The organism is Myxosarcina sp. GI1, assembly GCF_000756305.1.
Taxonomy (GTDB): Bacteria; Cyanobacteriota; Cyanobacteriia; order Cyanobacteriales; family Xenococcaceae; genus Myxosarcina.
On record NZ_JRFE01000015.1, the window covers coordinates 190,271 to 202,548 of the forward strand.

The following is a 12,278-nucleotide window of genomic DNA, read 5'->3' on the forward strand; positions in this document are numbered from 1 at the left end:
ATTTTTTTACAGTTAATTTGGCAGGTAAACATTATTATGATTATGACAGTATAAAAAAAGAAATACACGATGCCAATGATAGCGATCGCCTAATGACCAAGCGATCGATATTATATTTAGTATCTGCACGAGCATTAAATCTAATAAATTGTTTATTTTTAGTACGACCGAAGGAAGATAACTAAATTGACTGACAAACAAATTGGTAAGCCTCAGCTACCCAAACTACCTACTTCAGAAATCGAGCCCGACAAGGGTTTGCAGGCAAAAACCCAACGCTGGTTTGAATATCCTGTCAAAGCACAGCCACATCATACCGATTATGCTGGTATAGTTTGGCACGGAACTTATCTAACCTGGATGGAATCTGCCAGAGTCGAATATTTGCGCTCTATTGGTATTGATTTTTCTAATTTGGTTGCTATGGGGTGCGATTTGCCTGTAGTCGAATTATCGCTACGCTATCATCGCCCAGTTCGGTTGGGTACATCGGCAGTAGTAAAAACTCGTTTGATTGAAACCGAAGGCGTACGCATTCATTGGGACTATCGCATTCTGTCATTGGATGGTGAAGAATTATACGTGACGGGGAGAGTAACTTTGGTAGGGATCGATCGCGAAAAAGGTAAAATTATGCGTCAATTACCAGCTAGCGTTCAAGATGCTTTGGTAAAAGTGACTCAAACTTGATTTACAGCTTAATTAGACTTACAGCAATATTACCAGAAAAACACACATCGACATCGGTTCCAGGAGAGCGATCGCGTTTGGCATATTCTCCCTGATAGTAATATAAATCTTCCTCAACTCGATAATCTACAGGCAGAGGGTCAATACTGAGATCGCAGAACACGATTTTTGGTTCTGGTGCATTTGGTTCTAAATGGGGCAAATTGACATTCCAAAAACTATAAGGTGGCAGCGAACGGTGGAATAAAGTTTCTAAAACTCTAGCCGTCCAGCGACTAGCTACTTGCCAGTCAACAATTAATGGTCTTTTAATCCAGTGAGAAATTGCTATACCGGGTATACCATGTATAGCTGCTTCTCTTACCGCCGCTACTGTCCCCGAAATGTAAATATCCGTACCTAAATTTCCCCCAGCATTGATTCCTGAAAGCACCCAGGTAATTTTTTTATTTTTGGCAATTTGAGTTATTGCCATGCGGCTACAGTCAGCAGGAGTACCATCTACCGCATATTCTACAGGCGATCGCTTCTGAAGGTGAATTGGTTTACTAGTAGTTACGCGATGTCCGCAACCCGATAAAGGCGATTTCGGCGCGACAATAATATTTTTTTGGGTTACTGCGTGCTGCAAAGCTTGAATGCCTGGAGCATCAATACCATCATCATTAGTTAAAATTATGGTCATGCTCTGGCTATAGTTTGAGTAGCATTAGACTTTTGATAGGTAGGAAAATCCGTGTAGCCTTCAGCTTCAAAGGAATACCAAATGGACTGGTCGGCATCGGGATTGAGTTCCCAGTTATTGGCAAAACGGGCAACTAGATCGGGATTACTGATATACGGTCTACCAAAGGCAATTAAATCGGCATCTCCGTTAGCGATCGCTTTTTCGGCTGATTCTTTGTCATATCCGCAATTACCCATAACAGTTCCGTCGTATATTTTTCTTATTTCTGCTAGAGTCATCGGCTCTCCAAGTTCGTGGAAACCAAATGCTAATCCGTCAAGTACGTGCAAATATGCCAATCCATGATTGTTTAACTGTTGGATAACATAGGTAAAAGTTTCTCGATAATCTGGCGAACCCATATCATTATAAATGCCATTCGGAGAAAGTCTCACGCCTACTCGTCCTGTATCCCAAACACTCAAAACAGCTTCAACAACTTCTTTTAAAAATCGATAGCGATTTTCTAAACTGCCGCCATATTTATCGCTGCGGTGATTGGTTTTAGACTGCAAGAATTCATCAAGAAGATAACCATTAGCACTATGAATTTCTACCCCATCAAAACCAGCTTGTTTGGCGTTGGCTGCTGCTTGGCGATAGTCTTCCACTATTTGAGGAATTTCTTCGGTTTCTAAAGCCCTGGGAGTTTCATGGGGCTGTTTGCCGTTCGGTGTATGTACTTCCGCTCCTTCATGTCTAATTGCTGAAGGTGCGACGGGAAGCTGGTTGTTGGGTTGAAAGCTGCTATGAGAAGCTCGTCCCGTATGCCATAGCTGCATGAAAATTGGCGTACCTTTGGCGTGTACCGCATCGACAACTTGTTTCCAAGCTTCGGTTTGCTCTGCTGTATAAACACCAGGAGTATGTTGCCAACCATTTGCCTGTTGGGAAATAGTCGTAGCTTCGGTAATAATTAAACCCGCACCCGCTCGTTGGGCGTAATACTCTGCCATCAAAGCATTGGGTATTCTTTCTTTACCAGCACGCGATCGAGTCAAAGGAGCCATAATCGCGCGGTTTTTTAAAGATAGATCGTTGTTAAGTTTAAAAGCACTTAATAGCTGTAGAGAATTTGTCTGAGAAGTCATATCGCTCGGTAATAGAAATGTTTCTGAATTATTTAGTAGTTAGTGGTTAGTAGTTAGTTATAAATAATATTGGGTTGTTCTAACGCTCGTAAGTTCCTACTAGTCTGGCTTGTGCCGTAACATAATCGGCGATCGCGTCGAGTAGTTCTTCTCTATTTAAACTGGCTTTGAGGTCTAGAGATTTATTTAAAGCGTAGAGCCAGAAGTAATAGTGATGAACGCCATGACCTTCTGGAGGAGCGGGACCTGTATAGCCATTACTGCCAGCACTGTTGCTGCCTTGAGTAAACTTATCGCCGCCAGCTTCTGCGATTTCGGTAATATCGGGCGGAATATTGTAGAGAGTCCAGTGAGTAAACCCTAACGGTAAGGGTGCATCGGGATCGTAACAAATTAAGACTAACTGTTTGGTTTCAGGTGGTATTTTACTCCACTGGAGAGGGGGTGAAATATTTTCTCCATCGCTGGTATAGCGTTTAGGTATAGCTGCTAGAGGCGAAAAAACAGGACTAGTAAGTTCTAAATCTTTGAGTTTTAATTCCATAAAAAATATTTTAATTGCTGCAAATTTAGTTTGTATTCTTAACCTTCAGCCAGGTCAAAAACTCAAATCAAGCACAAATTTCTTTGACGCTGGCAAGAATCTTAACCTCATCCCACCAAGCTTTTAGTTTGGGAGTTTGTGCCGTAACTGTAGTAAATTCAGGCGTTTTTTCTAAATAAATAAAAATTGGAATTAGATAAAAATCGGCGATGCTAATCAGACTACCTGCTAGAAACGGAGTGCATAAAGCTACGTCTTCGATCGCCTTTAAAGCTTTTTGAGTAGGTGCGATCGCCTCACGAACTGCTGATTCGTCTGGTTGACCTCCCTGTTGGGGTACGATTAAACGTTGAATCACAATCGTACCAACGGCGTGAGCGTAAAGATAATTGTCGATAATTGACATAATCTGACGCATTTTAGCCTCCAGCAGCAAATCTGGCGGACTAAATTTGCTGTCAGCCAATTTTTGGTTAATGTAGTGTGTAATGGCGGTTGATTCGTAGATTGTTTCGCCGTCTACTTCCAATGTGGGAACTTTTCCGAAGGGGTGCTTGTCTAAATATTCTGCTGTATGATTGTCACCATTAAAAATACCGATATCTTTTGAGTTATAGTCGATATTTGCTTCTGCTAGCAATAAACGGCTGGTGCGGACATAGGTACTTGTAGGTGTACCGTAGAGTGTAACATTGGGCATAGATATAAATTAATTTACTTCAGTATGTTATTTAATCGTGTAAGGTGAGTAATGCGATTTAGTTAGGCATTACTCACCACAAAACTACTTGGTTACTGGTTGCTTAGAAAATAATTCGATCGCTTTAGCGTTAAAAGCAGGAATATCGTCGGGGTTACGGCTGGTAACTAAACCATTATCTTCGACTACTTCGCGATCGACCCAGGTAGCACCTGCATTTTCTAAGTCTGTTTTGAGTGAAGACCAAGAAGTAACGGTGCGTCCTTTTAAAGCACCAACTTCAACCAGAGTCCAAGGACCGTGACAGATAGCAGCAACTGGTTTGCCAGCATCAAAGAAAGATTTTACAAACTGTACTGCTTTATCTTTGGTACGTAACTGGTCGGGGTTTGCCGTACCACCAGGAAGTAACAAAGCATCGTAGTCGTCGGGATTGGCGCTATCCAAAGGAACATCGACTGTAAAAAAGTCTGCTTTGTCATAGTGATTCCAGCCTTGAACGCGATCGCTATTAGGGGAAATAATATGTGCTTGCGCTCCCGCTTCTTCAAAGGCTTGCTTGGGTTTAGTCAATTCTACTTGTTCAAAACCATCAGCAACGAGGATGGCAATTTTTTTGTTGTTTAGTTCTTGTGACATAATTTTATCTTCTGTTTGTCTGGTTGCAGATAGTTGCAATCTTAAAGACTGCAAGCAATTGTCATAGCAATGCTTTACTTTTAACCTATCTCTCCGATAGAGCTTATTTGTCGTCCCCAAGTAAGAGATCGAGATTTTATAGTTCCTGCTTGGTAGGACGAATAATCATTTCGTTAACGTCAACGTCTTCAGGCTGCTCGATCGCATAGGTAATTGCGCGGGCGATCGCATCAGCATCAATGGCTACTGAATATAGTTCGTTGACGCTTTTAGCTGTCTCGTCGTGACTAATAGTGTTAGTTAACTCGGTGTCTACCGCTCCTGGTGAAATATTTGTCGAGCGAATCTGTCCGTGAGATTCGAGTCTAATTCCTTCTGAAATTGCTTTAACGGCAAATTTGGTGGCGCAATAAACCGTACCTCCAGAAAATACCTGATGTCCTGCTACAGAAGAAAGATTAATGATGTGTCCCGATTTTTGCTCGCGCATAATCGGCAATACCGCAGCGATGTTGTATAGTACACCTTTGATGTTGACATCTACCATTTGCTCCCACTCATCGACTTTAGCTGCATCTAAAGGTGATAGAGGCATCAAACCTGCATTGTTGACTAAAACGTCAATGCGTTCGTATGCCAGCTTGGTCGATTTGGCTAATTCCTCTACTTGAGAGCGATCGGTAACATCTGTGACCTGATATTTGGCAGTGCCTCCATCTTTTTGAATTTCATCGACTAATTCTTTGAGACGGTCTTCTCTTCTGGCAGCCAGCATTAATTTGGCTCCATTTTTAGCTAGTCTACGAGCAGTAGCTTCACCAAGACCGCTACTAGCTCCTGTAATAATTACTACTTTATTTTTTATTTCAGACATAATTAATTCTTTGCTTTATTACTTTAAGATCGCTCGTCTAAGAAAAAATTATTTGTTTGTTGCTGTTGAGCTTAATTTATTCTTTTGACTTGGATTTATTGTTTATTTGCTAGGTTAAATAATTAATACTTGTTTACTAGTAGACCAGTCGTCTATTAGCAACCGATAAAATACTACTAATTACAACAACAGTCCTAAATCTAACTAAAGTCAGATTTACCCAAAATTTGCCGAAATAAAATTTTGGCAAAGGTTTGCATCGGTACGGTAGATTTTGTAACCTTAGCTTTTAAAATTGCTCCTTCCCAGCTCGAGACAATAAACTTTGCTAGATCTTCAAAATTGTTATTGTCTGGGATTTCTCCTGCCTCATGAGCCTCTTTTAGACACCGTACAAAATACTGTTCCCAATCAACAAATACGCGATTGAGGCGATCGCGAAACAACTCGTTTTGCGCCGATAGTTCTTGTGCGAGATTACCAATTAAACAGCCTTCAGCATACTGACAGGCTTCCATATCCTTAATCCCTGACATAAAGTAATTATGCAGTCGCGTCAAAGGAGAAAATCGTTTGTCCTCTAAAAGATTTTTTAGTCTATCTTCATATCTGCTGGCAAAGTCATCAATAATTGCCAACCCAAAATCTTCTTTACTAGAAAAATAATAATAAAAGGAACCTTTGGGAACGCCTGCGGTAGTTAATATGTCATTAAGACTTGCCGCTTTAAATCCTTGTCGCAGAACAATATCGCTGCCGACTCGAATTAATTCATTGCGTTTATTAGTTCGTTTCATAATATATACATTTTATCAATAGTAGACCAGTCGTCTTTCTATCTATCAAATGACTTTAAAGCGATCGCTCGATATCGAAACCGCAATAACCAAGCTACGCGAAACAGTAAAACCCTTTCCCAAAGCTGCAATGTTTGCTCTAGCAGATGAGGGATATACTTCTGCTTTCGAGCAATTAATTGCCTGTATTATTTCTATTCGCACCTATGATGAGGTTAGTTTGCCAGTTTCCCGTCGTCTATTTGCGGTGGCCAATACCCCAACAGAAGTCAGTCAATTAAGCCTAGAGCAAATTGAATCTTTAATTGAAGCCAGTACCTATGCTAAAAGAAAAGCCGCACAAATAAAAACAATTGCCGAAACAATAGTTTCTGAGTACGATGGCGTTTTACCTTGTGATGCAGAAGTAATGTTGAGTTTTAAAGGCGTAGGAGTAAAATGCAGTAATTTAACTTTGGGTATTGCTTGCGGACAACCCCATATTAGTGTAGATGTTCACGTTCATCGAGTCACCAATCGCTGGGGATACGTACGAACTAAAACCCCCGAACAAACTACTGCTGATTTAGCAACCAAACTTCCTCAAAAATATTGGATTAAAATTAATAATTTGCTGGTTCCTTTTGGCAAACACATCTGTACTGGTAAATTACCTCGCTGTTCTAGCTGTAGCTTGCTGGAGATGTGTCAGCAAGTAGATGTAGTGAAACATCGTTAATCTAAAACAAATTTGAGATAACACAATATAGGGTTTGATGTTTAAAACGTTATTGCCAAGAATCAGTCTTAGTATTCCCAGAACTAGAAAGAGCTACATCTCTCCTGCCGTTTCCTGTTTCTGCATCCGTAGGAGGAGAGGGTAAATGTTTGGAAATGCGATCGCTCAAGCCAGAAATTACGATATACAGTACGGGGACGACTAATAAACTAAGAAAAGTAGCAACAATCATACCGCCAATGACTACAGTTCCTAAAGATTGACGAGAAGCCGCACCAGCACCACTGGCGATCGCCAAAGGAAACAGACCGACGATGGTAGAAAATGCTGTCATTAGAATTGGACGCAGGCGTTGTTCGGCAGCTTCAACGGCGGCTCTAACGGTAGAATATCCCTGCTCTCGGAGTTGGTTGGCAAATTCTACGATTAGAATTGAGTTTTTGCTTGCCAAACCGATTAACATCACCAGACCAATTTGACCGTAAACATCATTTTCCAATCCTCTTAAAGACAGTGCAAGTAATGCTCCCATCACTGCTAACGGCACTGCCATCATAATAATCAGCGGGTCGAAATAGTTTTCATATTGAGCAGCCAGCACCAAAAAGACCATTACCAATCCCAAGCCAAAAATTATCGGTGCCTGTCCTCCAGAACTAATTTCTTCTAAAGCCGTTCCCGACCAAGCATAGTCATAGCCTGCTGGTAAAGTTGCTTCTGCTACGTCACCAATAGTAGAAATCGCTTCGCCCGAACTATAGCCTTCGGCTGCCGAACCAGAAATCTCAATGGATCTAAATAAATTGAAATGAGGAATAGTAGAAGGTCCAGAGGTAGGAGTGAGAGTAACCAAATTAGCTAGGGAAACCATCTCGTCATTAGCGGAACGAACGTATAGCTGTCTGACATCATCTGGTTTAGCGCGAAACTCTTTATCTGCCTGAACATATACGCGATAGTTGCGCTGTTGTAGGGTAAAGTCATTGACGTACTGCGAACCCAGGGAAATGCCCAGGGTAGCGAGAATATCGTCAATATCTACCTGGAGTGCCTTAGCCGCATCACGATTAATAGTCACCTGATAGCGGGGTGTATCGGCAGTAAAAGTAGTGTAAACAGATTCTAGTTGCGATCGCTGGTTTGCTTGTTGTAAGAACTGGTTGGATACTTCAACGAGGTTATCGATATCTTCACTGGAAGTTAATTCCTGAAGATGCAGGGTAAATCCGCCAAAGGAGCCAAGTCCGCGAATGGCTGGCGGGTTGTTGGGCAAAATTCTGGCTTCGGGAATTGCCGCAAACTGCTGTCTCAAACTACCGATAAGAGCCTGTGCCGACTGGTTTGCATTAGTGCGTTGCGACCAGGGTTGGAGATTAGTAAACATGATGCCGCTGTTGGCACCACCGCCACCAAAGCTAAAGCCACCAACTGTAAAGACAGCCTGTACTTCTGGAAGTTCTAGCATCTCGCTTTCAGCTTGCTGCATTACCTTGCGAGTATAGTCGAGAGATACCCCTGGAGGTCCTTGAACGATGGTAATAAAATATCCTTGGTCTTCTTCAGGGAGAAATCCACCAGGAACCTGCGTATAGAGGAAGGCGGTAAATCCTAATAAGACGATAAATAGACCGATAACGATACTTTTAAAATGAACGATCTTCTCTAGCAACCTCCGATACTTGCGCCGTACCCAATCTAAAAAACGATTAAATCGCGAGAAAAACCAGTTTAGCCAGCGAGGAGGGCGATTTCCCCGACGCAACAATAATGCCGAGGCTGAAGGAGCCAGGGTTAGTGCGAGAAAAGTGGAAACGGCGATAGAAAAGGCTAGTGTTAGAGCGAATTGACGATAAATTGCACCCGTTGCTCCAGGGAAAAAAGCCACTGGTATAAATACCGCCATCAATACTAGAGAAGTTGCAATAACGGCGCTAGAAAGTTCCTGCATCGAGGCGATCGCCGCTTTACCAGGACTCTCTCCTTCTTCAATGAGTCGGCTGATATTTTCTACGACAATAATCGCATCATCTACTACAATACCCGTTGCTAGAGTTAGCCCAAATAGAGTCAGGGTATTAAGAGAGAAGCCAAATGCTCTAACAAAAATAAAGGTGCCGATTAAAGATGTGGGAATGGTTAGAACGGGAATAATCGTCGTGCGCCAATCTTGCAAGAAGATAAAAATAATCAAAATTACCAGCAAGACAGCTTGTATCAGAGTAAAAACTACTTCTGAAAGCGACTCATCGACAAATTCGGTAGCATCGAAAGCAACTTGATACTGAATACCTGGAGGAAAATCTTCAGACAAACGAGCCAACTCTGCCTTTACCGCTTTGGCAACATCTAAAGCATTACTGCCTGGAAGTTGGGTAATGCCCAAACCAATAGCTTCCTGTCCGTTGAACCGCAAAAAAGTGCTGTAGTCCTGTGCGCCTAATTCTACTCTGCCTACATCTTTAACCTGAATCAGCGCATCATCATCTTCCGAGCTAACTACCACATTTTCAAACTCTTCGACGCTACGCAAACGAGTATTGGCTTCTAGTTCGATTTGGTAGAGCAAATCGTTAGAAGCAGGCTGTTGTCCCAAGCCGCCAATTGCCGCCTGAATATTTTGTTCGCTAATGGCATCGACCACATCTTGAGGTGTTAAGTTACGGGATGCCAATTGATTGGGGTTCAACCAAAGGCGCATAGCGTAGCGGCGTTCGCCAAAAATTTGTACGTTTCCCACTCCATTTACCCGTTGCAAAGCCTCGGCAATGGAAATATCGGCATAGTTACTCAGAAAAATCGGGCTGTAGCGATCGCCTTCACTAAATAGTCCAATTGCCATCAAAAAACCCGCGTTTTCCCGTTCTACAACTACTCCCGTACGCTGTACGGTTTCTGGTAGTCTAGCCTCGGCAACAGAAACGCGATTTTGCACGTCTACAGCAGCTAAATCGGCATCTCTAGAGGGGTCAAAGGTAATCTCAATCGAACTACTACCGCTACTGCTGGTTGAAGAAATGTATTGCGATCCCTCAACCCCATTAATTTCTCGCTCCAAGATATTGGTAACGGTGTTTTCTACTACGTTGGCACTTGCTCCAATATAGTTAGCCGTAACCGAAACCTGGGGAGGAGCGATTTGGGGATATTGGGCGATCGGCAAAGTAGGAATACTAACCGCTCCCAGCAACAGGATTAGTAAAGCACAGACACTAGTAAAGACTGGTCGTTTGATAAAGAACGAGGAAAACATACGGCGGTTGGCAATTTAATTTATGGGATGAAGCGTGATATTAATCGTAGGAATGCTTTGCGAAGCATTCCTACTGACATTATTGAATCTGAAGCTGGTCTTCAGCTTGTTGCTTAATTGGCGCACCATCGGCAAGATTCAAAATTCCCGTGACGACGATGCGATCGCCCGATTGCAGACCTTCTAAAACTGGATAGTTATTGTTTTGCAGTTCTCCCAATTCTACGGGTACTTGTCGGGCAACTAGTTGGGGTTGTTCTGATGCTTCGGCTCCCGAATCTGCTTGAGGTTCTGGTTCCCGTGCCACATAAACAAAAGCTTGTCCCCCTACGCGAGTAACTGCCGTTGTCGGCACCAAAATTCCCTGTCTTTCTTCCCAAACTATACGAGCGCGTACGTCTTGACTATCGCGTAACTGACCGTCTGGGTTGGGAAACTGAGCCTGAGTCAAGATAGTTTGGCTATTAGCATTTACTTGCGGTGAAATAAAAGTAATGCGTCCCTCGCCAAAAGAATTTCCCTGGGTATCTTCGAGTTCTACTGGTAAACCCCTTTGCAAGTCAGAGCGGCGTTCTATGGGAATTGCCAGTTCTAATTCTAGAGGATCGTTTTTAGTCACGCTGGTAAGCGTAGTACCAGGAGCGACATAAGCCCCCAACTTAACGATAATATCGCCAACCTCACCCGCAAAGGGAGCAACTATATTTGTGTATTGTAGTTCGTCTCTGGCAACAGCTACATTTGCTCTGGCTTCTTCTACTGCCGCCTCAGCCTGACTGAGATTAGCACGGGCTGCTTGAATCTGGTCATCGAGAGAATTGAGTTGAGCAACAGCCGCCAGGCGATCGCGATTGGCTAAATCTAATTCTTCTTGCGCTAAAGCTCCTTCATCGACCAGAAATTGACGGCGACGAGTTTGTTCTTTTTGCAGTTCTACTTCTGCTGCCGCTGCCGATCGCTCTGACTGTACGGATTGCAGTTGAGCCTGAGCATTGGCTCTTGCCGCCTGAGCGGAATTTAGCGCCGCTTGCAAGCTGCTCAACTCTGCCGTTTGCCGATCTGGTCGAAGTTGAACTAAAGGCTGTCCTGCTGCGACTTCGCTACCTTCTTCTACATAAATTTGGCTGACTCTGCCCTCTATTTCTGGGCTAATATTAACCGACTGAGGAGAAGTCAAACTGCCAATAAACTGTGAGGTTTCTCGCACTGTTGAAGACTGTAGAGTTTTTAAGCCTACAGGAGCAGCTTGTGGTTGAGACTGAGCCGCTGGCGGAGAAGTGTCGGCTTGGCTAGTCTGCCACCATCGCCATCCTCCATATCCCAGCAACAATAAAACAATTAATCCCAGCAAAATTTGCCAGGGTTGTTTGGGTTTTGGTTTCGGAGATTTACCATTGGTTTCAGTATGGTCTGGTTTTATTTGCTTATCGATGACCTGGGAGCGATCTATTTCTGGAGATTTTGGTGAATGATTGGAGGAGTTTGACTGCATTACGTATATCTGGTTATGGCTGAAGAGACTAAGCTCAATTAAATAAAAAGTTAGAAGTTTAAAAATTAATTAATATTTATAATCGCTATAATATGCTGTACATCAATTAGTTAGGTAAACTAACTGTTTGGTTAACTAACTATACAATTAAACATTATAGTCAACAAAATTGTTCGTAGGTTGGTCATAAAAGTGATGGGAAGTAAAAATCGACCGATAGTAAGATTTAGAAACAAATTGATAAAACAATGTGTTAGGTTAGGTAGTTATGGCAGTCAATAATTTTTCCTCGACACCGCTGGCTCAAGCTACAGGAGCTACTTCCAAGCAATGTGCGAGCAAAATTTTACAAATTATTCCCGAGATAACTTACTTTCTCCGCAATGAAGTGCGGCAGTACGGACAGCCTCGATTATCTCTATCTCAACTGCGAATTTTGTGTTTTTTAGAGCGCCATCCGCAGTCTTCACTGTCTGAGGTGGCAGAATATTTAGATGTAACGCGTCCTACAACCTCTGGGGCGATCGAACGTCTGGTACAGCAAGGTTTAGTCGATCGCGCCAGCGATCCTCAAGAGCGCAGAAAAATTTTGTTGTCTCTTACTTCGGCGGGTAGAGAATATCAACAGCAAGTGTATCGAGCTATGTTATCCCGCATCGAAAAAAAACTCGGTTCTTTGTCCCAAACCCAATGTTGTCAACTGATAGACGGTCTGCTGCTGCTAGAAACGTTATTTTCTGAAACAAACCCTTAAAT

At 42.7% G+C, this 12,278-nt stretch carries 12 protein-coding genes; 3 read left to right on the forward strand and 9 right to left on the reverse strand.

The features are described from left to right. The first annotated feature begins 186 nt into the window (after positions 1–186). Positions 187–690, forward strand: coding sequence for a thioesterase family protein (locus tag KV40_RS11445; protein WP_036481188.1), 504 nt, complete (start codon positions 187–189; stop codon positions 688–690). A 1-nt stretch (position 691) separates the two neighbouring features. Here KV40_RS11445 and surE read toward each other — a convergent pair whose 3' ends face one another. The 7 genes from surE to KV40_RS11480 form a co-directional block, all read right to left on the reverse strand. Continuing rightward, positions 692–1,375 (reverse strand): 5'/3'-nucleotidase SurE, encoded by a 684-nt coding sequence (gene surE / locus KV40_RS11450; RefSeq protein ID WP_036481190.1) that lies wholly within the window; start codon positions 1,373–1,375, stop codon positions 692–694. Continuing rightward, the gene (locus tag KV40_RS11455; RefSeq protein ID WP_036481191.1) at positions 1,372–2,508 is read right to left on the reverse strand and encodes an alkene reductase; all 1,137 of its coding nucleotides are present in this window, start codon (positions 2,506–2,508) and stop codon (positions 1,372–1,374) included. The genes surE and KV40_RS11455 overlap by 4 nt, the downstream gene beginning before the upstream one ends. 79 nt (positions 2,509–2,587) lie before the next feature. Beyond that, on the reverse strand, positions 2,588–3,052 hold the full coding sequence (locus KV40_RS11460; RefSeq protein ID WP_036481192.1) for a YbhB/YbcL family Raf kinase inhibitor-like protein: 465 nt from the start codon (positions 3,050–3,052) through the stop codon (positions 2,588–2,590). A gap of 67 nt (positions 3,053–3,119) precedes the next feature. After that, a complete protein-coding gene (locus KV40_RS11465) occupies positions 3,120–3,752 on the reverse strand; it encodes a glutathione S-transferase family protein (RefSeq protein ID WP_036481193.1) in 633 nt (210 codons plus the stop codon). Between the two features lie 84 nt (positions 3,753–3,836). Continuing rightward, positions 3,837–4,391, reverse strand: coding sequence for a type 1 glutamine amidotransferase domain-containing protein (locus KV40_RS11470; protein ID WP_036481320.1), 555 nt, complete (start codon positions 4,389–4,391; stop codon positions 3,837–3,839). Positions 4,392–4,527: 136 nt separating this feature from the next. Further along, entirely contained in the window at positions 4,528–5,265 is a 738-nt protein-coding gene (locus KV40_RS11475; RefSeq protein WP_036481196.1) for an SDR family oxidoreductase, read from the reverse strand. Positions 5,266–5,465: 200 nt separating this feature from the next. Continuing rightward, the gene (locus KV40_RS11480; protein WP_036481198.1) at positions 5,466–6,062 is read right to left on the reverse strand and encodes a TetR/AcrR family transcriptional regulator; all 597 of its coding nucleotides are present in this window, start codon (positions 6,060–6,062) and stop codon (positions 5,466–5,468) included. 49 nt (positions 6,063–6,111) lie between these two features. Between KV40_RS11480 and nth the strand changes: the two genes are divergently transcribed. After that, positions 6,112–6,780 (forward strand): endonuclease III, encoded by a 669-nt coding sequence (gene nth / locus KV40_RS11485; RefSeq protein ID WP_036481199.1) that lies wholly within the window; start codon positions 6,112–6,114, stop codon positions 6,778–6,780. A gap of 49 nt (positions 6,781–6,829) precedes the next feature. Here nth and KV40_RS11490 read toward each other — a convergent pair whose 3' ends face one another. Then, positions 6,830–10,030 (reverse strand): efflux RND transporter permease subunit, encoded by a 3,201-nt coding sequence (locus KV40_RS11490; RefSeq protein ID WP_052055556.1) that lies wholly within the window; start codon positions 10,028–10,030, stop codon positions 6,830–6,832. Positions 10,031–10,109: 79 nt separating this feature from the next. Beyond that, positions 10,110–11,522, reverse strand: coding sequence for an efflux RND transporter periplasmic adaptor subunit (locus KV40_RS11495; RefSeq protein ID WP_052055557.1), 1,413 nt, complete (start codon positions 11,520–11,522; stop codon positions 10,110–10,112). A 268-nt stretch (positions 11,523–11,790) separates the two neighbouring features. Here KV40_RS11495 and KV40_RS11500 point away from each other — a divergent pair, with 268 nt between their 5' ends. After that, a complete protein-coding gene (locus KV40_RS11500) occupies positions 11,791–12,276 on the forward strand; it encodes a MarR family winged helix-turn-helix transcriptional regulator (RefSeq protein WP_036481201.1) in 486 nt (161 codons plus the stop codon). Positions 12,277–12,278 lie beyond the last annotated feature (2 nt).